Source organism: Pararhizobium sp. IMCC3301 (assembly GCF_030758315.1).
GTDB lineage: Bacteria > Pseudomonadota > Alphaproteobacteria > Rhizobiales.
Genome location: NZ_CP132336.1, coordinates 1926379 through 1949055, shown reverse-complemented (window position 1 = coordinate 1949055; position 22677 = coordinate 1926379). Strand labels below are relative to the sequence as shown.

Here is a 22677-nt window from a genome sequence, read left to right as displayed (position 1 = left end):
TGATGGCTAGAGAAGCAGCAACATCGCTGGATGTGGCCAAACTGGCGGGCGTCAGCCAGTCGGCGGTAAGCCGCGTTTTTACGCCGGGCGCTAGCGTGTCTCCGCGCATGGCCGACAAGGTGCGGGTAGCGGCTGACGCGCTGGGCTACCGGCCGAATATCCTGGCGCGTTCACTGATTACCGGGCGCTCCAAAATTATCGGCCTGGTGGTCGCCTATTTTGAAAACCAGTTCTATCCCGAAGCGGTGGAGAAACTGTCTCATGCGCTGCAGGCCGAAGGCTACCATGTGCTGATTTTCATGGCGACGCTGACCGCAGATAATGTCGATCAGCTGCTGGAGGAATTGCTGGATTATCAGGTCGATGGAATTGTCATGGCCTCGGTTTCGATGTCATCGGAGCTGACAACTCGGTGCTGCAATGCCGGGATTCCGGTTGTGCTGTTCAACCGCAGCCAGGACGATGAGAGACTGTCGGCGGTGACTTCGGAAAACCACACCGGCGGGCGCAGGGTGGCGGAATTTCTGCTGGCCGGCGGGCATCAGCGCATCGGCTATATTGCCGGCTGGGAAGGCGCTTCGACCCAGCGTGACCGGGAGCAGGGATTTCTCGACGGTCTGGCCGATGCGGGAGTGAGCTTGTTTGCCCGCGAGGTTGGCAATTTTCATTTTGATCTGACCCAGCAGGCCGCCCGCCGGATGTTTGAAAAGCCGGTACTGCCGGACGCGGTGTTTGTCGCCAATGACCATATGGCGCTGGCGGTGATGGAAACCGTGCGCTCCGAGTTCGGTCTGTCGGTGCCGGAGGATGTCTCTGTGGTTGGCTATGATGATGTCGGCCTGGCAAGCTGGCCGAGTTTTGCTCTGACCACTGTGCGCCAGCCCTCCAACCGGATGGTGGATGAAACAGTGAAAATTCTGATGACGCAAATTTCAACCGGCAAATTCAAGCCGCGCAGGGTCGCCATTGACGGACCTCTGATCGTGCGAAAATCAGCCAGAATTCCCGAAGGATGGCCACTATGAAGGGTTTTTCAAACCGCTGGAAAGACTTGCCGGATTATATTATCGGGGTCACCAAGGAAATCTGGGAAGACCGCGGCATCGCGACCCTCAACCACACCTATGGTGAGAGGATACCGGTGCGGATGCCATCGGGGATTTCGATTGGCAATCAGGCGACCATCAATGGCACGCTGGCGACACTGGCGGAGTTTCCCGACCGTGAACTGCTTGGCGAGGATGTGATCTGGTCGGGTAATGAGAAGGACGGCTTCCTGTCGTCTCACCGGCTGATGACCACCGGGACGCATAGCGGCTACGGCTATTTCGGAAAACCGACGGGGAAATCCTTTGCGGTGCGGGCCATTGCCGATTGCGCCGCCAAAGATGATGTCATCTATGATGAATGGCTGACACGGGACAATGCCGCGCTGGTGCGCCAGCTTGGCATGAAGCCGAAAGCCTTTGCCCGTCAGCTGATTGCACGGGAAGGTGGTGCCGAGACTTGTGTGCGGCCTTTCACTCCGGATCAGGATGTCGATGGCGGCTACCATGGCAAGGGTAACGACAATGAATGGGGTGCCCGGTTCGGCGAGATTTTGAACGCCATCATGGACAAGGATATGACGGTGATCCGCGCCCGCTATGACCGTGCCTGCCAAATCGAACATCCCAGCGGCGTCACCGGCCATTCCTGGGCCGATGCGGAATGGCTGTGGATGAGCCTGCGCTCTTCGTTTCCCAATGCCAAATTCAGCATTGATCATCAGATCGGCCGGGAAGATGCGATGCTGTCGCCGCGGGCGGCGATCCGCTGGAGCCTGCATGGCAGCCATGAGGGCACCGGCATGTTCGGCAAGCCAACCGGGGCAAATGTCTATGTGATGGGCTTCAGCCATGCCGAGTTCGGACCTTATGGGCTGCGCCGTGAATTTACCCTGTTTGATGAAGTTTCGATCTGGAAGCAGATCCTGATGCAAACCGGCTGAACGGCTTTACCTTCCTTCAATGCCTCGATGCCGCCCTTCGACACAGCCAAATTTTGAAAGATACTGACATGACACCGCAAGATTTTGAGTCCCGCATTGTTCGGTATGGAGAACTGAAACCCTGCAAGACAGCTTTCATCGATGCCCATACGCCCGGCTCGGACCAGAAAGAGAATTTCACCATTATCGGCGGCGGCGTGTCGGAAAGTGCGGATCAGCATGTTCACATCACCGAAACACCGGGCTTCAATATCGGCGCGGCTGGGCAACCGCCGAAATGTCGCAACTCGCTGCATTCGCACCACACCGCAGAAGTGTTCTATGTGCTGAAGGGCCGCTGGCGGTTTTTCTGGGGGCGCTGGGGTACGGCCGGCGAGGTGATTCTGGAAGAGGGCGATATCTTCAATATTCCGACCGGCATTTTCCGTGGCTTTGAGAATATCGGCACCGACTACGGAATGATCATGGCGATACTGGGCGGTGACGATGCCGGTGGCGGTGTGCTCTGGGCGCCCCAGGTAATCGAGGACGCAAAAGCACATGGTCTGGTGCTGGGGGATAATGGCAAACTATATGATTCCAAAAAAGGCCAGAGCCTGCCCAAGGGCGTCAAACCGATGACGGTTCTGAGCGCGGCGGATCTGAAAGAATTCAAGGAATACAAGACCAGTGAAGTGGTGCCGGATTTCGTCGCGCGCTATCAGGACATGATGGCGATGGCGGATCATCAGCCGGCAGAAGTGATCGGTGGCAACGGGCTGCTGAAAGACCGGCCGGGTTTTGAAGTTGATCTGATTGCACGCAATTCCATTTCAGCGGATTTTTACAGCATTGATCGCCATGAAGTGCTGATGGTCATGCGCGGCCACTGGCGGGTGGCCATGGAAGGCTTTGAAACAGTGCTTGCACCTGGCGACACCTTCGCTGTGCCGCCCGGCTTGAAGCGCAGCATTACTCCTTCCATGACTGGTGAAGCCAGTCTGTTCCGGGTGCGCAATACAGATGATGCGGCAGGTTCCACTCACGGGCTTTAACCGGTTCAAGCAAGGACATTCAAGATGACGAAAATTCTGACTACGCATGTCGGGTCACTGCCGCGCAGCCAGAAAGTCGTGGATTTCATTTTTGCCAGAGAACATGGAGAACCGTTTGATGAAGCCGCGTTCGACGCTGCCATGGCTGAAGCGGTTGTGGCAACGGTGGGACGGCAGGTGGAGGCCGGGATTGACATTGTATCCGATGGCGAGACTTCGAAAATCTCTTACGCGACCTATGTGAAGGACCGCTATAGCGGGTTTTCCGGCGACAGCGAGCGCAATGCGCCGGGCGATTTGAAACTGTTTCCTTCATTCCTGAAGCGGCTCGCGGATGATGGCGGCACCCCCAAATATGCCCGGCCGAAATGCACCGGTCCGGTGGTGTCGAAGGGGCAGGGCGAGTTGCAGAAAGACATCGCCAATCTGAAGGTGGCAATGGCGCAACATGGTGTTGCCAGAGGTTTCATGAATGCCGCTTCGCCGGGGGTGATTTCGCTGTTTCTGCAAAATGCCCATTATCCGACACGGGAAGCCTATCTGGCGGCACTCGCCGACACCATGAAGACGGAATATGAAACCATCGTCGCCTCGGGTCTGGAGCTGCAACTGGATTGTCCGGATCTTGCGCTGTCGCGGCATATGCTGTTCAGCGATCTGTCGGATGCGGAATTCATCAGCATTGCCGAAAGCCATGTGGAAGCGCTCAATCATGCGCTGCAGGATGTGCCGGAAGACAAGGTCCGGATTCATATCTGCTGGGGCAATTATGAAGGGCCCCATGTCTGCGACATCGATATGGCAAAGGTTTTCGGCACATTGATGAAGGCGAAAGCGCGCTATGTGCTGTTTGAGACTTCCAATCCGCGGCATGCCCATGAATGGACCGTGTTCCGCGACCGCGAATCGGACATACCCGACAGCAAGATTCTGGTGCCGGGTGTGGTTGATACGACGACGAATTTTGTCGAGCATCCGGAACTGGTGGCGCAGCGCATTGGCAGGTTTGCCGATATTGTAGGAGCGGACCGGGTGATCGCCGGATCTGATTGCGGCTTTGGCACCTTTGCCGGATTTGGCGCGGTTGATTCTGATATTGCCTATGCCAAGCTGAAGGCGCTGTCAGAGGGCGCAGCTCTGGCCTCGCGCGGATGATGAACCGGATAAAATGACCAGAGAAATTTTGCTGTTTCTGCCGGGGATGATGTGTGATGCCAGATTGTTTGCACCACAGCTTGCAGCGTTTGAGCCGGTCTGTGATGTCCGCGTCGCCGCGCTGACCGGGGCTGCCTCGGTCACGCAATTGGCAGATCAAATTCTGCAGGATTTGCCAGATCGCAACCTTAATCTAGCCGGATTGTCGATGGGCGGGATCGTGGCGATGGAAATGGCGCGCCTTGCGCCGCAGCGGATTGCCCGGCTGGCGCTGCTCGACACCAATCACCTGGCCGATGCGCCGGAGCGGCGACAAATCCGCGACACCCAAATCGCGGCCGTGCGCGGCGGCGCTCTGCGGCAGGTGATTGTCGAGGAAATGAAACCGAATTATCTGGCAGCGCGGCACCGCGACAACAAGCAATTGCTGGCGCTGTTGATTGATATGGCGATGGGGCTTGGCCGTGATGTGTTTGTCGATCAGTCGCTGGCGCTGCGCGACCGCCCTGACCAGACCGGAACCCTGATGGCGGTTTTGGCGCCCACACTGATTCTTCACGGTGTTGAGGATACGCTGTGCACGCCGCAACGCCACCTTGAGATGGCAGCGCTGGTGAAGACTGCGCAACTGGTGCCTGTACCGGATGCCGGTCACATCACGCCGCTGGAAAATCCCGGTGCTGTTAATGCGGCGCTGAGTGATTGGCTGGCCCGGTCGGTTTGAGACCATGCGCATTCAATTTATTAATGGCAAAAATCATTTATTATAATTTGATCTTATGGAGGTCCGCATTATTGTCAGTGACAGCAAAGAGGGCAATGTGATGAATGCGATGACAGGACATATGCAAGGTGAAGTCGATCCGCTGGAACTGCGCAAGGCGCTGTCCTGCTTTCCCACGGGCGTGGCCATTGTCACGACGCTTGGCCGCAACGGCGCTCCAGTCGGTCTGACCATCAGTTCCTTCAACTCGGTATCGATGGCACCGCCTCTGGTGCTGTGGAGTCTGGCGCTGTCGGCCGGCAGTCTGCCCGATTTCAGAGCACATCGCGGTTTCGCCATCAACATTCTGTCAGCCGAACAAGAGGGTCTGTGCAAGATTTTCTCTGCACCGGTGGCCGAGCGGTTTGACGGATTGAACTGGGAGCAGGGTTTTGCAGGCGTCCCGGTGATCAGCGATTGTGCAGCCACGCTGGAATGCTCCACCTATCGCACTTATGAAGGCGGTGACCACGAGATTATTCTTGGCGAAGTCCGGGCCCACCGGCACAGCGATCATGCGCCACTGGTTTACGGCAAGGGCAAACTGGCCTCGTTCTCCACAACGGCCACAGAATGATCAGAAATGCCCTGGCCGGCGATGGCTGGGGCTTCTGACAGCAGCCAGTGCGGCGCGGATCGTTGCGGCCTGTGCCTTAGTGGGCGATGTGCTTGCGGTCGACCATGAGCGGCGCTTTGAACCGGCGAAGCAGGCTGCTACAAAAGCGGCTCCTTGCCTTCATCGAGATATTCAACTGTGGTGAATGTCAGCACCGTATCGCCGATATTTTCCAGATCATGGGTCATCGATTCACCGGCACCAAAGTGGAAGTGCTTGGTGTCTCCCACATCATAGCTGACTTCGGCCACCTTGCCGTCGGCATAGCGCGAGCGCGCTTGTCCCCGTGATGTCGCGACCCAGAAATAATCCAGCACATGGGTGTGGAACGGCAGCCGCTCACCAGGCTGCATCTCAATCAACCAGACTCTGGCACGATCACTTTCGCTGACAAGTCGTGATCCGACATTGCCGTTGCGGGCTGCGCTTTTGAGCTCGCTAACAAGTTCCGGCGTCCAGTGCGGAGACGAAAATCCATCCTGTGGTTTTGGTTTGGGTGTGGCCATTATGATGTCCTTCGGTTAGCTTGCATTATTTATAGATCGATAAATAATAAATTTCCAGCCCCTGATGAAAGGTGGTTCTGTGACACGAACGGCGATAATCTGTGGTGGTTCCATCGGCGGGCTGTTTGCCGCTGCCGCTCTGCGTGCGCATGGATGGCAGGTTGACGTTTTTGAACGCAGTTCGGTTGAATTGGCCGGCAGGGGTGCAGGAATTGTCACACATGACATCCTGATCGATGCCTTGAACAATGTTGGTGCCGGCAGTGAAGCTCTGGGCGTGGATGTGCATGAGCGTGTGGCGTTTGATCTGCAAGGCGGCGAGGTGGCCAGCCTGCCCTATTTCCAGACTGTCACCTCATGGGACCGCATTCATCAGTTGCTGCGCCGTATTTTGCCGGATGAACATCATCATCTTGGCTGCGCCGTGACCGGCTACAGCCAGTCAGAAGACGGAGTGGAAGTCCGGTTTGAAAATGGTGAGACCGCGCAGGCCGACATTCTAGTCGGCTGTGATGGTTTCCGCTCGGTGGTGCGCAGCTGGATGCTGCCTCAGATCACGCCGCAATATTCCGGCTATGTGGTGTGGCGCGCGCTGGCAGATGAAGCCGATTTCAGCACCGGTCTGCTCAAACTGATTTTTGATAAATTCGGGTTTTTTCTACCCACCGGCACACAGATTGTGGGCTATCCGATCGCCGGTGCTGGCAATGATCTGCGTCCCGGTCACAGACGGTATAATTTTGTCTGGTATGCGCCTGTATCTGCGCAGCAGCTGGCGGACATGCTGACTGACGAGAGCGGCCGGCACCATGCACTCTCGATTCCACCGCCGCTTATTCGCGAAGCGGTGCTGCAGCGAATGGAACGCGAAGCGGGTGAAATTCTGCCACAGGCTTTCGTCGAGGTGCTGGCGCAAAGCGAGCGTCCGTTCTTTACGCCGATCTATGATCATCACTCTCCCCGCATGGCGGAAGGCCGGGTTGCGCTTGCCGGGGATGCAGCATGTGTAGCCCGACCCCATGTCGGGATGGGGGTGACAAAGGCTGCCAGTGATGCGCTCTGCCTTGCCCGCCAGCTTGAGCAGGGCTCAGTGGAAGACGCACTGGAGGCCTATTCTGCCGAGCGGGTACCGGCGGCAAAAGCGGCGTTTGAACGCTCACGCAAACTCGGCCGCTTCATTTTTGAAGACCCTGCCACCGGGACAAACCGCGATGGCAGGTCAAACCCCAATCTTGAAGAAATCATGCGGAAAACCGCTATCGCCGATTTCGGCTGATTTCAGGTGCTCAAGCCCGCATCGCGCACTATTTGATCGCCTGCGGATTTATCGGAGATCCGGCAGCGCCGGGAACATGCAGCGGTGGTGCGGTGAAGAAAAACTCATACACACCATCTTCGGCGCAGTCCTCGGCCAAGTCCTTAAGATAGAAGATTTCCCCCATGGAAATGCCAATTGCCGGGATCACAACCCAGTGCCAGGGCTGATTTGCCTCATCGGTCTCATTGGGGCGCACTTCACATCCCCAGGTATCAGCACAGATCGCCGCAATATCGTAGTTTTTGATCCAGTGGGCGGTCTCAAAGGCCAGCCCCGGAGCATCTCCGCCAGCATATCCGGTCCAGTCGCCGGAGGCCAGGCAACGCTCCTGATGTCCGGTGCGGACAATTACAAAGTCACCTTTGCGCACCTCCACGCCCTGTGCCTTTGCGCATTCATCCAGATCCGCATTGGTGATGGGATAGCCGTCATCAAGTGAGGACACGCCTTTCCAGCGGGCGATATCAAGCAACACGCCGCGCCCGACCATTTTGTCGCGGACATTCTCGATGCCCAGTTTGCCTGCGCCGTTGACCGTTACTTCAGTTGCGGCAAAACCATTATACATTTTGTCATCGAGAAAAATGTGACACAGCGCATCCCACTGGGTCGAACCCTGGCAGGGCACATTTATGGCGTCGTCAGCATACCGCAGATAGGCCTTGCCGTCGCCATCCTGAACGCCCGCTACCGCATCGGTGCCAGTGGCCAGCATTTGATGAATGAGGTTCCAGCGGCCCCCGAACAGGCCGCTCTGGATTTTTTCTTTCAGCGACAATCCAAGCGCAAAGGTCTTGCCCTTGCGGATCAGTCCGGCTGCATCGACGATGTCCTGCGGCGAGATATTGTTCAACGTGCCGATCTGGTCATCATCGCCCCAGCGCCCCCAATTTGAGAGCTGTTTGGCCGTGTCGTAAATGTCCTGTCTGGTAAGTTTCGTCATGATTGGACTCCCGCCTTGGTGCTGAAGGAATTTCAACGAATCCCTTTCATGTGTTTATCAGACGATAAATAAAGAATAAGGTAAATACTAACGCCAGCATTTTTTGATCAGGAGTATTGTATGAGCGAAACCGGAAAGAAGCGATTTGACGTGGTATTCGAGGGAACAGGGCGCAGCAGCGGCAAAATGCGCAATGATATTTCAGTGGAATGGCCCATGATGAAAGAGAGCTTTGAACTGGCTACCGATGAAGGGCCGTTTCATGGTGGAGATGGCACGGCACCGCCGCCTCTGGCGCTGTTTACAGCCGCTCTGACCGGCTGCCTGATGACCCAGATCAGGGCGTTTGCTAAACGGCTGCGGATTGAACTCGTTTCAGTTGAGGTCCATGCAAAGCTGCACTGGAAGGGCGAGCAGGAAGGGTCTGAGCCTTATGTGACCGCCCCGGTCGGTTTTGATCTGGATGTGGATATAGATAGCCCTGCGAGCGAAGCAGAGTTAAAGACCTTACTCAATCATGCCAAGAAAGGTTGCTTCATCGAGCAAACACTGGCGCAGGGCCTGGCAGTGGGCCACCGGTTAAAAATTGACGGTGAATGGAAGGAGGCCTGAAAGTGACAAGCAGTGCGGATGAAACGGCCACGAACCTGCCGGCCAACAAATCGTCCGAGGGGCAAAAACCGCCCAAGCGGCGCCGGCTTTCATCTGAAGCCAGACGGCAGGAGTTTATTTCCAAGGCCGTCGAGTTTTTTGCCGAGGAAGGGTTTCAGAGTTCGACCCGGGAACTGGCGCGTCGTCTGGGAGTGACCCAGCCGTTGCTGTACCGGTATTTCCCCAGCAAGGATGATCTGATTTTAGAGGTCTACAATCTGGTTTATCTGAACCGCTGGCGCAGCGAATGGGAAAACCTGCTTGCGGACCGGTCGCGTCCGGTGCGGGACCGGGTGGTGGAATTCTACCACGCCTATACGGATGTGGTGTTCAACCGTGACTGGATGCGGATTTTTATGTTTTCCGGTCTGAAAGGCGTTGATATCAACGCCCGCTATCTGAAACTTGTGCGCCAGCGCATTCTGGAACCGATTGTCCGGGAATGCCGCCACGAGGCAGGTTTTGCGCCACGCGACGCGACAGAGCGCGAGATCGATTATGCCTGGGTGATGCATGGCGGCATATTCTATTTCGGTGTTTTAAAGCTGGTCTATGAACGTGCTCCGAGCCTCGAGGATAGATCCTTCATGATCGAGGCGGCGCTGGATGGGTTTATTGCTCAACTGGCACGGTTGGGCGAAGGGGCCTGATCTGTATCAGGCCCCTTGTCATGTGCTTTAACCGGTATAGGTGCCGCGTGCAGGATAACCCTTTTCAATCACAAACGGGAGTTTGGAGTGAAGGAACTCCAGATCCGGCCGCGCCCATGGCATATTTGAAATATCGATCAGATAGAGCCGGCCGTCCGGGCGCACCCAGAACAGGCCGGGCTCGCAGAAAATATTGGCCTCATTTTCATTGATGGATTTTGAAATCCACAGACCCCAATCCCTGGCAGTTTCAACACTCAGCCCGTAGGCAACGGGAAATCCGCTGAGACCCCATTCAGCAACGGATTTGGCAGCGCGTTCTTCGTTGTCCATGGATACGGCCACGACCGAGAAACCGGCCTCCGCGTAGGCTGTGGCGATTTTGGCGAGTTTGTCGAGATAGGCCTTGCAGACCGGACAATGATAGCCCCGGTAAAACACAACCATGGTGAAAGTCTCAGGCGTCTGGTCGGCCAGCGACCAGTTGCCGCCATCCACTGTGGGCAGCGACAAGGCAGGGGCCTGTTGTTCAGGTGTCAGTTTCTTGCTCATCATTTCGTCTCCAATAAAAATTCAAAAAGGCCGGTTTGGCAGTGGCCGGTTTGGCAGGGCAGTGCCGCTGCCCCGTATGAGGCGGTCAAATTGGCGGTTTGTCACTGAATCGGATCTGCCAACCGCAATGCGTATGATGTCAACAGACAGGAATTGTCCGGGTGCGAGTGATGTTGATCCCTTCCCTTCCTTGCATTTCTTATTTATAGATTGATAAATAAGAAATGGGGTCTCAAGTCAAGAGGCCGCTATGAGCTTCCGTGTTGTTGCACGGCCTGGCTCGGTGCTGGACGGGGAACGCTGCATGAAAGCATCTGATTTCAGATATGAACGCCCGCAATCGCTGGAAGAGGCTTTGGCATTACTGTGTGACAACGGAGATGAGGCCATGGTTCTGGCCGGTGGCCAGAGCCTGATGCCGATGATGAATTTCCGTATGGCCGAGCCGGGACTGCTGGTTGATCTGAATGATATCGAGACGCTTAAGGGCATCCGGCTGGACGGCGATGATGTCATCATTGGTGCGATGACACGCTATGCCGAATTGCAGGTCTCGCAGGATGTCGCGCAGCACATTCCACTGATGGCGATGGCGCTGCCACATATCGCCCATGCCGCGATCCGCAACCGGGGTACCATCGGAGGCAGTGTCTCGCTGGCCGATCCGGCCGCAGAAATGCCGGCCTTGCTGATGGTACTGGATGCCAGGATCAAGGTGCTCGGGCAAAGCGGCGAAAAGATTTTCAGTGCCGATGATTTTTTTCTCGGCATTTATGAAACCGCCCTGGAAGAGGGCGAACTGGTCACCGAAATTGTGATTCCGAAAGCCCGGCCGGAGCAGCGGTTTGCGTTTTATGAACTGGCGCGGCGTCATGGCGATTATGCCATGTCCGGCGTCGCCGTGGCGGCGCGCGGGAAAGCAGATATTGAGAGCTGCCGGATTGCCTTTTTCGCGGTCAGCGACAGGGCGGTGCGTGCTGCGGGCGCGGAAGCGGCAATGTGCGGAAGCAGATCCGACGATGCCGCCTCGATCGACAGGGCAGTGGCAAGCCTTGCCGAAATCGATTTCATGGGCGATCTCAATGCCCGGCCGGAAACCAAGAAACATTTGTCCGGCGTGGTCTTAAGACGCGCTTTAGCGGAGTTGTGAGACGATGACACAAACCAACAACATCACCCTGTTGGTGAATGGTGAGCAGATTACAGCGAATGTTCCGGTGCGTCTCAACCTGGTGGATTTTCTGCGCAATGAGGTTGGACTGACAGGTTCCCATGTGGGATGTGAACATGGTGTCTGCGGTGCCTGCACACTTGAAGTCAATGGCAGCATGGTGCGGGGATGCCTGATGCTGGCGGTACAGGCCGATGGCGCTACGGTGACCACTGTGGAAGGTCTGGCCGACAGCGGGCGTGGCGATGAACTGCGCACTGCATTTCAGATGCGCAATGCCCTGCAATGCGGTTATTGCACGCCGGGCATGCTGGCCAGTGCTCTGGAATATATCGAGGCCGGCGGTTCTGCCGACCGGGTTGCAATCCGCGATCATATCTCCGGAAATTACTGTCGCTGCACCGGCTATCAATCGATTGTCGACGCCATTTGCGACGTTATTGAACAACGAGGTGCAGCATGAGTGGTCCGCTTTCCATATTCGACAAGCCGAACTCCTATATCGGGCGCGCCGTGCCGCGCGCCGATGCGCGCCGTCTTCTGGAAGGCCGCGGCAGGTATGTCGACGATCTGCAACTGCCGAGGATGGTTCATGCCGCCTTTGTGCGCTCGCCCTATGCGCATGCCAGAATCATCGATATTGATTTGACTGCCGCACAGGAATTGCCCGGCGTTATCGCGGTCTATCGCGGCACCGATCTGGTGCCGCACGTCAAGCCCTATGTCGGCACGCTGACCCATATGGCCGGTCTGCGTTCACCGCCGCAAATGCCGCTTGCGCTGGATGTGGCGCGCTGGCAGGGCGAGCCGCTGGTGATGGTGGTGGCGCAAAGCCGGGCGATAGCAGAGGATGCGGCGGCGCTCGTCGAGCTGGATCTCGATCCATTGCCGACGGCCTGTGACATGGAGGCCGCCCTGGGACCCGATGCGGTTGTGATCCACGAAGAACTGGGCAGTAATCTTGCCTGGGAGCGGACCGTCACGGCCGGCGATGTCGAGGCCGCCTTTGCACGTGATGATGTGACCATTGTGGAACGCAAATTCCGCTTCGGCCGTCACACCGGTGTGACGCTGGAACCGCGTGTCGCGGTGGTGGATTACGACCCCTCGGAAAACCGGATGAGCTTTTGGTATTCCGGCCAGGCGCCGCACATGATGCAGTTTATTCTGTCGAATCATCTCGATCTGCCGGAGGAGAATGTCCGGGTGATGTCACATGATGTCGGCGGCTCATTCGGCATCAAGATTCATACCTATGGCGACGAGATTGCGACTGCGGCCGCAGCCAGGCTACTGAAGCGTCCGGTCAAATTTATCGCCGACCGCAATGAGAGTTTTGTCACCGACATTCACGCCCGCGACCATGTGGTAACGGCGAAAATGGCGGTCCAAGCAGACGGCACCATCGTGGCTCTGGATTTTCTTGATCTGACCGGGATCGGGCCGTATTCGATGTATCCCAGAACCAGCGCCATTGAGTGCAATCAGGTCCTCAACCTGACCGGTGCGCCTTATCGGATCGCGCATTACCGCGCCCATGGCCAGGTGGTGTTCCAGAACAAGAATCTGACCTGCCAGTACCGGGCTGTGGGCCACCCCATCGCGATGGCAGTGGCTGATGGCCTGCTGGAAGATGCGGCGCGGAAAATCGGGATGGATGTGGTGGAGATGCGGCGTCACAATCTGATTTTCGATGACGCCTATCCCTGCACCTCAACCTCCGGCATGAAACTCGATGATCTGTCACATCACAAGACGCTGGAAAAACTCGTTGAGACGATGGGCTATGACGAGTTGCGGGCGGAACAGCAATGTTTGCGTGCGCAAGGCATCTATCGTGGAATCGGTCTGGTATCGATGGTCGAAGTGACCAATCCAAGCCCGATGTTCTATGGCGCTGGCGGTGCTGCGATTGCCAGTCAGGACGGTGCCACTGTGCGGCTGGATGCCGGCGGTGCGCTGCATGTTTCCTCCTCCATCACCGAACAGGGCCAGGGCACCAATGCCATTATGGCGCAGATTGCAGCCGGCGTGTTCGGCGTCGATATTGAGCGGGTCAGGGTGACCACGGGTGACACGGCGACCGTGCCTTATGGTGGTGGAACCTGGGCGTCGCGCGGTGCCGGCATTGGCGGTGAAGCCATGTTGCAGGCCGCCTATGCGCTGAAGCAGCAGGTGCTGGATGTGGCCGCTGTGATTCTGCAGAGCGAGGCTGCAAAACTCGACATTCAGGCCGGCGAAATTGTCGATCTTGGCACAGAGACTTCACGCATGGCGCTGAGCGATCTGGGGCGGATGGTGTATTATCGCGGCAATGAACTGCCATCTGATCTGAAGCCGGAACTTGTGGCGACTCGGCATTACCGGGTGACGGATTTTCCCTTTGTGTTCACCAATGGGGCGATGGCGGCCCATGTCGAAGTCGACATTGAAACCGGCTTTGTCAAAGTGCTGAAATTCTGGGCGGTGGAAGATTGCGGCCGGGTGATCAATCCGCAACTGGTTGACGAACAGGTGCGCGGCGGCGTGGTGCAGGGCATTGGCGGGGCACTGTATGAAGAATGCATCTATTCTGAAGACGGTCAGATGCTGAATGCAACAATGGCGGACTATCTGGTGCCGATGGCGGCCGAAATGCCGGATATCGTCGTCGGCCATGTCGAGACACCGACGAAAACCTCGACCCTTGGTGCGAAAGGGGCCGGTGAGGCAGGAACCGGTGGTGCGCCGGCTGCGATTCTGAACGCGGTCAATGATGCGCTGCGCCCGCTTGATGCCAGCCTGTACCAGATGCCGATGACGCCGGAACGGGTGTTGAAGGCGCTGGGCCGGATCTGATTTTCCGGTCGCACGGTTGTTTATAAAAAAGGGCGATCCTGCCGGATCGCCCTTTTTGCGTTTGCTCGCTAAAGCCTATTCCAGAGAATAGGTGAACGGCCAGTCATATCCGGTTGCATCGACCGCATCGATGTAGGATTGCATCACTGCTGTGCCCGGCATGCCGCGTCCGTCGGCATCTTCAGCCTGGCGTTTGGGGAATTCTGCCAGCGATTTCGCCCATCCGGCGCGGGCTTCAGGACCCAGTTTCTTGATGTTGGCTCCGACTTTCTCCAGACCTTCCAGTCCGGATTTCTGCCGCGCATTGTTGGAGATGCCGGATTGGGTCTCATAGCCCCGGCCAACTTCAGTGATGATCTTTTGAACATCTTCCGGCAGTTTTGCATAGGATTTGCTGTTGATGGTCAGGCCATTGACGCCCATGGCACCAAAGCCGATCAAGGTGTAATTCGGTGCGGGCTCGTAGAATTTAAAGCCGAGATAGGCCGACGGGAACATCAGCCAGCCATTGTAGACGCCGGTCGACAGGGACAGATAGCCATCCGGCAATGTCGATTGGACGGGCACGGCACCGGCATATTCCAGCCATGGCAGATTGGGCCCGGCTCCGCCGATTTTAACACCTTTGAGATCTTCTGCCGTATCCCAGGGATCGGTAGTGCCAAGGTGATAATTGTCCCAGCCATGGAGGCCAAGCAGCTTTTGGTCATACTCTTTTTCAAAGACTTCGGTGAGCCAGGGATTGGCATCATAGACCGCACGAACAGCAGTCATTTCCTGCTCGGAATCCTGCGGGCCGAAGGGCGCGTAATAAGGGAAATTGTGCAGGAACAGTTTGGCCGGCTCAAAGCAGAAACAATAGGCGCCGATGTCGAGAATGCCGTTCTGCACGGATTCAAGGGTTTCGGCTACACCAGCAATGGCACCGCCATAGGCTTCGACAAATTCTATCGTGTGGTCGGTTTCCTCAGCGACGCGGCGTTTGACTTCAGGGACAAAATAATCTGCCACATCTGCTACATAGACTGCAGGTCCGTTTGGATGGCCGGCACCAATGCGCAGTGTGATCGTATCACTGGCGCTGGCGGCTGTGGCTGCAAACGCGAACGCTGTGGCCAGGATGCCCGTGGCCAGTTCTGATTTTTTTAACAACACTCTTTTCCTCCCGAGTTGTTTTGGTACGATCCCCGTTGGCTGACGCTGTTGGACGCGCCATTGCGGGGTGAGACGCAGCCTCTTATTTATCGACTGCTAAACTAACTGCATTTCCCCACAGTTTTTGATCGCAGTCAAGCGGCAGCTTGTCTGATTTAATTTCCTTATTTATCGATTGCTAACTTTCTCGCTTGACTTGCCCTCGCCAGAAGTTAGCTTGCGGGCGCAATTGCAATTCCATGGGTTTGGGAGGACTTATGAGCGGCCCGATTAAATTTGCCAGAACGGTCCATCTCGTATCGGCATTCTGGACTTTGGGTCTGGCGCTGCTCATCTTTGGTGATGTGACCGGTCGCAGCCTGCTGTCACAACCGATTCCCGGAACCAAGGAAATCCTCCAGAATTCCGTGGTCGCCATTACATTTCTGCAATTGCCGCTGGCGATTTATTCCGGCTCGATGCTGAGGACGTCCATCTTTGCCGACGCGCTGCCGGCAGGAGGGCGCAGAATTTTGCGTACCATTGGCGCAGTGCTCGGCTTTGCCGTGTTTCTCGGGCTGGTGTGGAGCACCTGGCCGGCGTTCCAGGATGCCTATCGCATCGGAGAATATGAAGGTGAAGGCTCGTTGCGGGTGCCGACATGGCCGGTGCGCGGCACAGTTTTGCTGATGTCCGTATTCGGAGCATGGGCCTATGTGACAATGATCTATTACGACTGGACCGGTCGTCTTCTTGCCGAAACGGAAGCGCCGCACGCATTGACAAGCGGCCAATTCAAGTAACCAGAGGAGTATCTGAACCATGGGTGGAGATATTGCGCTCTGGATGTTAGGCCTGCTGATTTTTCTGATTCTGCTGGGCGTGCATATCGGCATTTCGCTTGCCCTGTGCTCGGCGCTGGGCGTGTATCTGATGCTGGGCAGTACCGAGGCCGCACTCTCCATTCTTGGCAATACGGCATATGAAGCCATTCGAAAGGATGTGTTTGCTGTTATTCCGCTGTTTGTGCTGATGGGGGATTTCATTTCGCGATCAGGGGCCGCGTCGGACCTTTACCGGGTTTGTGACCGCGCCCTGCGGCGGCTTCCGGGACGCCTTGCGATTGCAACTATCGCCGGAAACACGGTGTTTGCAGCGGTCACCGGTGTATCCATCGCTGCGGCTGCGGCCTTTTCCCGGATCGCCTATCCTGAAATGAAAAAAGTCGGATACAAACAGACCTTTGCGCTGGGGGCAGTAGCCGGTTCTGCCTGTCTGGGAATGCTGATACCGCCCAGCGTGCTGCTGATCGTGTGGGCTATTCTGACGGAAATGAGTGTCGGAGCGCTGTTCATTGCCGGGATTGTGCCGGGTATCATTCTGGCAATTCTGTTTTCCGCCTATGTCATTATTGCCGCCATCCGCAACCCGGAGATTGCGCCTGCCTTCGAGGGCGATACGGTGGAAATGACACCGGCTGAGATCAAGTCGGAGCTGATCGGTGGCATTGGAATTCTGTTCCTCATTCTGCTCGTCATTGGCGGCATCTGGACCGGTGTTTTCACACCTACCGAGGCCGCCGGATTTGGCGCCATCGGCGCGCTGCTGATTGGTATCGTCAAAGGCATGCGCTGGCGCGAGATTGTCGACGCCATCTTCCAGGCCGGGCGCACCACCGCGCCGATCATGTTTCTGCTGATCACGGCGCAGATGTATTCGCGGCTGCTGGCCATTGGCGGCGCCGTGAATTACATCAAGGCGCTGTTTCTGGGCATGGGTGTCGATCCGTTCCTGGTGATCGGTCTGATGATGGTAATCTGGATCATTCTCGGCATGCTGATTGATTCGGTGTCGATCATCCTGTTGACAGTGCCGATTTTCGCGCCAATTGCAGCGACCTTCGGGATTGATCCGATTGCCTTTGCAATCTTTGGCATTCTGGTGATCGAAGCAGGATTGCTGACGCCGCCTTTTGGTCTTCTGGTTTATACGGTGAAGGGTGCGGTGCCTGACCCGACCGTGACCCTTGCACAGATTTTCAAAGGTTCGACACCCTATTTCCTGCTGATTCTGGTTGCCGCCCTGCTGGTGCTGTTCATACCGGCGCTGGCGACATGGCTGCCGAAATTGATGCTGTGATTAACTGGCGACCAGACTGTTGATTTCCTCACGCAGTTCGCGAAGAAACACCAGACCCTGTTGCGAAATCGGCTTGCGGGCCGGCTCAATGACGACAAAATCGGAATATAGCGGCGGATCGACAATCGGGCTGATGCGGCGTATGTCGCCGGTCTGATCGGGGACGCAGATCAGGCCCGGCAGGACTGCCACCCACTCGGTCCGGGCGACCAGGCCGAGGGTTCCGTTCATGGCATCCATTTCCAGCAGCCGTTCAATCCGGCCGCCATGGCTTTCGAAATATTCTTCAAGCTTGCCACGCCGCACATTGCTGATGGAGGGCACAATGACTTTCAGCGGCGGCAGATCGGCAAGCCGGATCGGCTGGCCATGCTGCAGACCCATTTGCGGACCGGACACCAGCATTTCGCGGTCTCTTGCGAGTGGGTTGACGGTCAGGCCGACGCCTCCGGAAAACGCCGGCACAAGAGCAAAATCCAGTTGTCCGGCACGCACCATTTCAGTCAGCGTGCCGCTGTAGCCCTCAATGATATGAATATTGATCTGCGGGTGTTCTGCGATGACGCGCTGCAGCGGCGGCACCAGGGCAGCACGGGTGAAGGCAGGCATCAACCCGGCCCGGACATCTCCGGAAATGCCGGTTCCGGCAGCGCGCGCCTCGCCGGCCGCGGTTTCCAGATTGCGCAGCACGTCAATGGCGTGGCGGTAATAGCGCCGCCCGGCAGGAGTCATCTGCACACCGTCGCTGGTGCGTTCAAACAACGCCACGCCGAGTAAATGTTCAACCGCAGCAATGTGCTGTGAAATACCGGACTGGGTGGCATTCTCTCGGACAGCCGCCCGGGTGAAAGAGCCTTCTTCGGCAACCGCCACAACCGATCTGATCTGCCGCAAAGTCACCATCGCCAAAGACGCTCCATTACAAAAAATAATGGGAAACGTTATCCATTATTATTATGCTTAAGGCAATCCGCAGCTTACACTGCAGTGTAATAACGGCAAAACACGCGCTCACAACCTGTCAGGACGCGACAAATTCTGGGGATTTCATCATGGAACTTGGCTTTTTCACAATGCCGATACATCCGGTCGAAAAGGACTGGCGCACATCATTGCAGGAGGACCGCGAGGCGTTCCTGCTGGCCGATGAGCTGGGGTTCACAGAAGCCTATGTCGGCGAGCATGTCACCGACAAGGCGGAAAATATCACCAGTTGCACGATGTTTATCGCATCGCTGGCGGCGGCGACAAAACAGATTCGCCTGGGCACCGGAACGGTGAATATGCCGAACAGCCATCCGGCCACGGTTGCAGCGCAAGTGGCGATGCTGGATCACATGCTCGACGGGCGGTTCAATTTCGGGATTTCTCCAGGAGGTCTGGCTTCGGATGCGGAAGTGTTCGGCAATCTGGATGCCAACCGCAACGAGATGTTTCTGGAAGCCATCGATATGGTTCTGGAAATCTGGAAGCGCGATTCGCCCTACAAGCTTGAAGGTAAATACTGGACGGTTTCCACCGAGCGTACGAGCCTGACCGATATCGGCCAGGGCATCATGCCGAAACCACTGCAGCGCCCGCACCCGCCGATTATCGTCACCGCCGTAGCGCCGTTTTCCAAAGGCGTGACGGAAGCCGCCGCGCGCGGTTGGGATCCGATCAGCGCGAATTTCCTGATGCCGCAATGGGTCGCAAGCCACTGGCCGAAATATGTCGAGGGTTGTGAGCGGGTCGGCCGCGAGGTTTCCACCGCCAACTGGCGCGTCGCCAAAAGCGTTTTCGTTGCCGAGGATCTGGCGACCGCACGGGAATATGCGCTCGGGCCGGACAGCCCCTATGTCTATTATTACAGCCAGCTGCTGACGAAAATGCGCAAGCATAACCGGCTGGAACTGTTCAAAGCCTATCGCGACCAGCCCGATGACGACGTGACGCTGGAAGATATCTGCAACCGGCTGATCATCTGGGGTACGCCCGACAAGGTTGTCGACGATCTGCTGGCATTCCGCGAAGAGGTCGGTGATTTCGGCACATTGCTGTATGCCGGAAAGGACTGGGCTGACCCGGAACTGGGACGGCGCTCGATGATACTGCTGGCGGAGAAGGTCAAGGCGCAGGTCAATGACGCCATCGCTGCGGAAACCACAATGGCGGCTGAATAATGCTGCAGCCCTCGCGCAGCGGTCGCGCCGGCCGCACAGGCCCTGGCGCGTCCCGGCTAAATTACCGGATCGACGGCCCAGATGTGGGCCCGTGGATCGTGCTGTCCAACAGTCTGGGTGCAACACTGGAGATGTGGGCACCGCAAATGGAGATGCTCACTGCAACATTTCAGGTGCTGCGCTATGATACGCGCGGACATGGCGGCAGCGATGCCCCGACAGGGCCTTATGATTTTGATGATCTGACTGGCGATGTCATTGCATTGCTGGATCATCTGGAGATTGAAACCGCCGCTTTCATGGGATTGTCGATGGGCGGAATGACCGGGCTTGGACTTGCGCTTGATCACAGCCAGCGGATTGAGCGGCTGGTCTGTGCCGATGCCAGAGCCGACGCACCGGAAGGATTTCGGACGTCGTGGGACGAGCGCATTGCCAAGGTGGAACGCGGCGGTCTTGAAGCAATTGTCGAGGGCACACTTTCCAGCTGGCTGACCCCGGATTGGCATGCTGCCAATCCGCAAGCCGCGCGGAACATCGCCGACATGGTGCTTTGCAATGACAGGAATGGATATATTGCCTGCTGCCGGGCCTTGCAGGGGCTGGATTATTTGCGCCGGCTGCCGGAGATCTCTGTGCCGGTGCTGTTTGTCGGCGGGGCGCTGGACAAGGGCGCGGCCCCGGAGGTGATGCAGGCCATGGCGGACGCCACACCGGATGCCCGCTACCACAGCATCGAAGGCGCGGCTCATGTGGCCAATATCAATGCGCCCGAGGCATTCAACAGCGCAATAGAACCTTTCCTCAAGGGCGCGGAAAGGCTCTGATTATCCGGCCTGCGGCAATGTTCTGACAGTGCCGATATCAACTGCAATTCCGTCCTGAGCGGATTTCAGCGCGGCAAAGGTCAGGGCCAGACTGTGAAGATTGGCGGCGGCGCTGTGACCGGGTTCGCGGTCCTCTTCGATGGCGCAGAGCAATTCTCCCATGGCACCGCGAAACCCGTCATTGAACCAGGTGCCGGTGAGGTGCGGTGTGGCGCGGCCCTCCTGCGTCGTCAATGTGACCTGCTGCTCCGCCAGATCGGGACCGCTGCTGGAGATGCTGCCGCGCGTGCCGCTGATATAGGTGGTGTTGAGGGGCCCGAACGCCGCTGATCCGTCAAAGACGAGGGAGGCTTGGCCGCCCTCAAGGCTGACCAGCGCCTGAGACAGCAGCGGCGGGCGCACCGACTGGCCTTCGGCTCGGGCTTTTGTTGCGAATACCGATTGCGCTCTCGTGCCGACCAGACTGGCGAGAAAATCGAACCAGTGGACGCCGAAGTCGAACAGGATCAGATCTTCAATGTCTTCAAATGGCGTGCCGCCGATCCAGCTGTGATCCCAGTGGATGGCCGTATGGCAACTTGTCAGATCACCGATCAGTCCGCTGCGCACCGCTTCGCGCATATAAGCCATATGCGGCGACCAGCGGCCGTTCTGATTGACCGCCAATCTGACGTTGTTGTCGCGCGCCAGTTGCACCAGATCCTCGCCCTTTGACAGATTGGTCACGAAGGGCTTTTGCGACAGAACGTGTTTGCCGGCTGCCAACGCCTTTTCAATCAGTTCGAACCGGTCCGCGGGATGCGGCGTAATGTCCAGAACCTCGATGGAAGGATCTGCCAGAACCGATTCAAAGTCATCGGTTGCCTCTGCCTTGGGGAAAAATTCGTCGCGCCGTGCCTCGGCCTTTGTAAGGGTTCGGTTGCAGATCACAGCGACATCAAAATCGGCTGTCCTATAGGCATCCAGATGCGCTGCGGCAATTCCGCCGGCGCCAATCAGCGCGATGCGCGGAGTGTAGCTCTTTGGTACTGGTGGCTGATAGGCAAGATCCGGTGCCTCTACGTTCCTCACAGGCGCAGCCGACAGCGCATAGGTGTCGGTATCGGGCATATCGTTGCTCACGGGATCAGTTCCAGGGTCCGCTTCTGCCGGGCCGACAGATAGGCGGTATCGACAATACGCTGTCCGATGAGGCTGAGCGCGGGCGACAGTGGCCCGGCGATGTCTTCATTGCGCCCGATGCAGCCAAGAACATATTCAATCGGATTGGTCCGGCCGACAGCCAATTCATCTGCGGGCACTGCGACCGGTTCCGGCCGGTCCCTGGTTTGCAGAGTGACGAAATCATCATAATCATAGCTTGAAATGCTGCCATCGCGGCCGACCACGACAAATCCGCATCTTGGTTGTGGCTGTATGGTCCAGGGGTCGGTCAGTGTGCCCCACCGGGTTTCCAGTTTTGAAAGACCCGTTTTGTACCGGCATATGGTGATCGAGTGCTGATCGACTTCGATGCCGGGCGTCTCGTCGATGACGCAGGTCACTTCCAGAGGCGCTTCGCCATTCATGAACCAGGTGCCCAATGTGGCACCATAGCCGAGATAATCCAGCAGGCTGCCGCCACCGGCGGATTTTTTATACCACCACGAATCCGGTTTCTGGCGCTCAACCTCCTGCGGCGTGACCTCTACCTTGTCAGCCAGATGAAACAGCGGCCCGCGATTGCCATCATAGAAGTGGACTTCAATCAGTTCACCGATCGCGCCTTCATCGATCAGCCTTTTGCAGGTGTTGTGGCTGCGATACCAGGCCAGTGGCCAGTTGATTGCCATTTGCCTGCCAGTACCTGCCATGGCATCGATCATCCGTCTGGCGTCGGCGAGGGAAGCGGCGAACGGTTTTTCAACCAGCACATGGATATTGTGCCGTGCCAGCGCTTCGACATGATCGACATGTTCCGCAGTTGCTGCACAAACGATTGCCAGATCAGGCGCAGCTGTCCGGATGCAGGCGTCAAGATCGGTAAATACGGCCGAATCGGGTAGCGCAAAATCAGCTATGGCCCCGGCCATACGGTCGCGCGAGCGGTCGTAAACGCCAACGATCTCCGCATCGGGATGCTGATCCACCATGCGCAACAGATCGCCCATATGCATATGATCGAAATTAATTCCGGCGACACGCCACTTTGCCATGATTTTCTCCCTCCCGGATCATTGCGTGATTCT

General features: G+C 57.1%; 23 protein-coding genes. 16 read left to right on the top strand and 7 right to left on the bottom strand.

Translation table 11 applies throughout. The features are described 5' to 3' along the window. Nucleotides 1–2: 2 nt before the first annotated feature. From RAL88_RS09425 to RAL88_RS09400, 6 genes are all read left to right on the top strand, one after another. Nucleotides 3–1025 (top strand): LacI family DNA-binding transcriptional regulator, encoded by a 1023-nt coding sequence (locus RAL88_RS09425; protein WP_306269015.1) that lies wholly within the window; start codon nucleotides 3–5, stop codon nucleotides 1023–1025. Then, entirely contained in the window at nucleotides 1022–1990 is a 969-nt protein-coding gene (locus RAL88_RS09420) for a nuclear transport factor 2 family protein (RefSeq protein WP_306269014.1), read from the top strand. The genes RAL88_RS09425 and RAL88_RS09420 overlap by 4 nt, the downstream gene beginning before the upstream one ends. Before the next feature lie 68 nt (nucleotides 1991–2058). Next, on the top strand, nucleotides 2059–3024 hold the full coding sequence (locus RAL88_RS09415) for a cupin domain-containing protein (protein ID WP_306269012.1): 966 nt from the start codon (nucleotides 2059–2061) through the stop codon (nucleotides 3022–3024). A gap of 24 nt (nucleotides 3025–3048) precedes the next feature. Then, the gene (locus tag RAL88_RS09410) at nucleotides 3049–4179 is read left to right on the top strand and encodes a cobalamin-independent methionine synthase II family protein (protein ID WP_306269011.1); all 1131 of its coding nucleotides are present in this window, start codon (nucleotides 3049–3051) and stop codon (nucleotides 4177–4179) included. 13 nt (nucleotides 4180–4192) lie between these two features. Then, on the top strand, nucleotides 4193–4903 hold the full coding sequence (locus RAL88_RS09405) for an alpha/beta fold hydrolase (RefSeq protein WP_306269010.1): 711 nt from the start codon (nucleotides 4193–4195) through the stop codon (nucleotides 4901–4903). 55 nt (nucleotides 4904–4958) lie between these two features. After that, nucleotides 4959–5519 (top strand): flavin reductase family protein, encoded by a 561-nt coding sequence (locus tag RAL88_RS09400; RefSeq protein WP_306269009.1) that lies wholly within the window; start codon nucleotides 4959–4961, stop codon nucleotides 5517–5519. Between the two features lie 137 nt (nucleotides 5520–5656). Here RAL88_RS09400 and RAL88_RS09395 read toward each other — a convergent pair whose 3' ends face one another. Further along, the gene (locus RAL88_RS09395) at nucleotides 5657–6064 is read right to left on the bottom strand and encodes a cupin domain-containing protein (RefSeq protein WP_306269008.1); all 408 of its coding nucleotides are present in this window, start codon (nucleotides 6062–6064) and stop codon (nucleotides 5657–5659) included. A gap of 79 nt (nucleotides 6065–6143) precedes the next feature. Here RAL88_RS09395 and RAL88_RS09390 point away from each other — a divergent pair, with 79 nt between their 5' ends. After that, nucleotides 6144–7340: an FAD-dependent monooxygenase gene (locus RAL88_RS09390; RefSeq protein WP_306269007.1), complete on the top strand. Its 1197-nt coding sequence runs from the start codon at nucleotides 6144–6146 to the stop codon at nucleotides 7338–7340. Between the two features lie 28 nt (nucleotides 7341–7368). On the opposite strand, the gene RAL88_RS09385 is transcribed toward RAL88_RS09390, so the two are convergent. Beyond that, complete coding sequence (locus RAL88_RS09385) at nucleotides 7369–8325, bottom strand: cyclase family protein (protein ID WP_306269005.1); 957 nt, start codon at nucleotides 8323–8325, stop codon at nucleotides 7369–7371. Nucleotides 8326–8445: 120 nt separating this feature from the next. On the opposite strand from RAL88_RS09385, the gene RAL88_RS09380 reads away from it, so the two are divergent. Together RAL88_RS09380 and RAL88_RS09375 are read left to right on the top strand one after the other, a co-directional pair. After that, on the top strand, nucleotides 8446–8937 hold the full coding sequence (locus tag RAL88_RS09380; RefSeq protein ID WP_306269003.1) for an OsmC family protein: 492 nt from the start codon (nucleotides 8446–8448) through the stop codon (nucleotides 8935–8937). Between the two features lie 2 nt (nucleotides 8938–8939). Further along, complete coding sequence (locus tag RAL88_RS09375; RefSeq protein ID WP_306269001.1) at nucleotides 8940–9626, top strand: TetR/AcrR family transcriptional regulator; 687 nt, start codon at nucleotides 8940–8942, stop codon at nucleotides 9624–9626. Nucleotides 9627–9653: 27 nt separating this feature from the next. On the opposite strand, the gene RAL88_RS09370 is transcribed toward RAL88_RS09375, so the two are convergent. Beyond that, nucleotides 9654–10178 carry a peroxiredoxin-like family protein gene (locus tag RAL88_RS09370; RefSeq protein WP_306269000.1) on the bottom strand — a complete coding sequence of 175 codons (525 nt, stop codon included), beginning with the start codon at nucleotides 10176–10178 and terminating at the stop codon, nucleotides 9654–9656. A 250-nt stretch (nucleotides 10179–10428) separates the two neighbouring features. On the opposite strand from RAL88_RS09370, the gene RAL88_RS09365 reads away from it, so the two are divergent. The 3 genes from RAL88_RS09365 to RAL88_RS09355 are packed head-to-tail and all read left to right on the top strand — an operon-like array spanning nucleotide 10429 to nucleotide 14187. Beyond that, on the top strand, nucleotides 10429–11328 hold the full coding sequence (locus tag RAL88_RS09365; protein ID WP_306268999.1) for a xanthine dehydrogenase family protein subunit M: 900 nt from the start codon (nucleotides 10429–10431) through the stop codon (nucleotides 11326–11328). A 4-nt stretch (nucleotides 11329–11332) separates the two neighbouring features. Then, nucleotides 11333–11812: a (2Fe-2S)-binding protein gene (locus RAL88_RS09360; RefSeq protein ID WP_306268997.1), complete on the top strand. Its 480-nt coding sequence runs from the start codon at nucleotides 11333–11335 to the stop codon at nucleotides 11810–11812. Further along, nucleotides 11809–14187 carry a xanthine dehydrogenase family protein molybdopterin-binding subunit gene (locus RAL88_RS09355; protein ID WP_306268995.1) on the top strand — a complete coding sequence of 793 codons (2379 nt, stop codon included), beginning with the start codon at nucleotides 11809–11811 and terminating at the stop codon, nucleotides 14185–14187. The genes RAL88_RS09360 and RAL88_RS09355 overlap by 4 nt, the downstream gene beginning before the upstream one ends. Before the next feature lie 75 nt (nucleotides 14188–14262). On the opposite strand, the gene RAL88_RS09350 is transcribed toward RAL88_RS09355, so the two are convergent. Further along, nucleotides 14263–15339, bottom strand: a complete 1077-nt coding sequence (locus RAL88_RS09350) for a C4-dicarboxylate TRAP transporter substrate-binding protein (RefSeq protein WP_306268994.1) — start codon at nucleotides 15337–15339, stop codon at nucleotides 14263–14265. A 260-nt stretch (nucleotides 15340–15599) separates the two neighbouring features. Here RAL88_RS09350 and RAL88_RS09345 point away from each other — a divergent pair, with 260 nt between their 5' ends. Together RAL88_RS09345 and RAL88_RS09340 are read left to right on the top strand one after the other, a co-directional pair. After that, entirely contained in the window at nucleotides 15600–16124 is a 525-nt protein-coding gene (locus RAL88_RS09345; protein ID WP_306268992.1) for a TRAP transporter small permease, read from the top strand. 19 nt (nucleotides 16125–16143) lie between these two features. Then, entirely contained in the window at nucleotides 16144–17460 is a 1317-nt protein-coding gene (locus tag RAL88_RS09340; protein ID WP_306268990.1) for a TRAP transporter large permease, read from the top strand. On the opposite strand, the gene RAL88_RS09335 is transcribed toward RAL88_RS09340, so the two are convergent. Next, nucleotides 17461–18363: a LysR family transcriptional regulator gene (locus RAL88_RS09335; protein ID WP_306269634.1), complete on the bottom strand. Its 903-nt coding sequence runs from the start codon at nucleotides 18361–18363 to the stop codon at nucleotides 17461–17463. A 149-nt stretch (nucleotides 18364–18512) separates the two neighbouring features. On the opposite strand from RAL88_RS09335, the gene RAL88_RS09330 reads away from it, so the two are divergent. Together RAL88_RS09330 and pcaD are read left to right on the top strand one after the other, a co-directional pair. After that, nucleotides 18513–19622: an LLM class flavin-dependent oxidoreductase gene (locus RAL88_RS09330; protein ID WP_306268988.1), complete on the top strand. Its 1110-nt coding sequence runs from the start codon at nucleotides 18513–18515 to the stop codon at nucleotides 19620–19622. After that, on the top strand, nucleotides 19622–20449 hold the full coding sequence (pcaD, locus tag RAL88_RS09325) for a 3-oxoadipate enol-lactonase (protein WP_306268987.1): 828 nt from the start codon (nucleotides 19622–19624) through the stop codon (nucleotides 20447–20449). The genes RAL88_RS09330 and pcaD overlap by 1 nt, the downstream gene beginning before the upstream one ends. Here the strand turns inward: pcaD and RAL88_RS09320 are convergent, their stop codons facing one another. Together RAL88_RS09320 and RAL88_RS09315 are read right to left on the bottom strand one after the other, a co-directional pair. Further along, a complete protein-coding gene (locus RAL88_RS09320; protein ID WP_306268986.1) occupies nucleotides 20450–21571 on the bottom strand; it encodes a Gfo/Idh/MocA family protein in 1122 nt (373 codons plus the stop codon). Next, the gene (locus tag RAL88_RS09315; RefSeq protein WP_306268985.1) at nucleotides 21568–22644 is read right to left on the bottom strand and encodes a Gfo/Idh/MocA family protein; all 1077 of its coding nucleotides are present in this window, start codon (nucleotides 22642–22644) and stop codon (nucleotides 21568–21570) included. Before RAL88_RS09315 ends, RAL88_RS09320 begins: the two co-directional genes overlap by 4 nt. Nucleotides 22645–22677 lie beyond the last annotated feature (33 nt).

What these genes read in the sequence shown, in the direction of transcription:
- RAL88_RS09425 (WP_306269015.1), top strand. Translation starts at nt 3, where the DNA reads ATGGCTAGAGAAGCAGCAACATCGCTGGATGTGGCCAAACTGGCGGGC.
- RAL88_RS09420 (WP_306269014.1), top strand. Translation starts at nt 1,022, where the DNA reads ATGAAGGGTTTTTCAAACCGCTGGAAAGACTTGCCGGATTATATTATC.
- RAL88_RS09415 (WP_306269012.1), top strand. Translation starts at nt 2,059, where the DNA reads ATGACACCGCAAGATTTTGAGTCCCGCATTGTTCGGTATGGAGAACTG.
- RAL88_RS09410 (WP_306269011.1), top strand. Translation starts at nt 3,049, where the DNA reads ATGACGAAAATTCTGACTACGCATGTCGGGTCACTGCCGCGCAGCCAG.
- RAL88_RS09405 (WP_306269010.1), top strand. Translation starts at nt 4,193, where the DNA reads ATGACCAGAGAAATTTTGCTGTTTCTGCCGGGGATGATGTGTGATGCC.
- RAL88_RS09400 (WP_306269009.1), top strand. Translation starts at nt 4,959, where the DNA reads ATGGAGGTCCGCATTATTGTCAGTGACAGCAAAGAGGGCAATGTGATG.
- RAL88_RS09395 (WP_306269008.1), bottom strand. Translation starts at nt 6,064, where the DNA reads ATGGCCACACCCAAACCAAAACCACAGGATGGATTTTCGTCTCCGCAC.
- RAL88_RS09385 (WP_306269005.1), bottom strand. Translation starts at nt 8,325, where the DNA reads ATGACGAAACTTACCAGACAGGACATTTACGACACGGCCAAACAGCTC.
- RAL88_RS09380 (WP_306269003.1), top strand. Translation starts at nt 8,446, where the DNA reads ATGAGCGAAACCGGAAAGAAGCGATTTGACGTGGTATTCGAGGGAACA.
- RAL88_RS09370 (WP_306269000.1), bottom strand. Translation starts at nt 10,178, where the DNA reads ATGAGCAAGAAACTGACACCTGAACAACAGGCCCCTGCCTTGTCGCTG.
- RAL88_RS09365 (WP_306268999.1), top strand. Translation starts at nt 10,429, where the DNA reads ATGAGCTTCCGTGTTGTTGCACGGCCTGGCTCGGTGCTGGACGGGGAA.
- RAL88_RS09360 (WP_306268997.1), top strand. Translation starts at nt 11,333, where the DNA reads ATGACACAAACCAACAACATCACCCTGTTGGTGAATGGTGAGCAGATT.
- RAL88_RS09355 (WP_306268995.1), top strand. Translation starts at nt 11,809, where the DNA reads ATGAGTGGTCCGCTTTCCATATTCGACAAGCCGAACTCCTATATCGGG.
- RAL88_RS09345 (WP_306268992.1), top strand. Translation starts at nt 15,600, where the DNA reads ATGAGCGGCCCGATTAAATTTGCCAGAACGGTCCATCTCGTATCGGCA.
- RAL88_RS09340 (WP_306268990.1), top strand. Translation starts at nt 16,144, where the DNA reads ATGGGTGGAGATATTGCGCTCTGGATGTTAGGCCTGCTGATTTTTCTG.
- RAL88_RS09335 (WP_306269634.1), bottom strand. Translation starts at nt 18,363, where the DNA reads ATGGTGACTTTGCGGCAGATCAGATCGGTTGTGGCGGTTGCCGAAGAA.
- RAL88_RS09330 (WP_306268988.1), top strand. Translation starts at nt 18,513, where the DNA reads ATGGAACTTGGCTTTTTCACAATGCCGATACATCCGGTCGAAAAGGAC.
- pcaD (WP_306268987.1), top strand. Translation starts at nt 19,622, where the DNA reads ATGCTGCAGCCCTCGCGCAGCGGTCGCGCCGGCCGCACAGGCCCTGGC.
- RAL88_RS09315 (WP_306268985.1), bottom strand. Translation starts at nt 22,644, where the DNA reads ATGGCAAAGTGGCGTGTCGCCGGAATTAATTTCGATCATATGCATATG.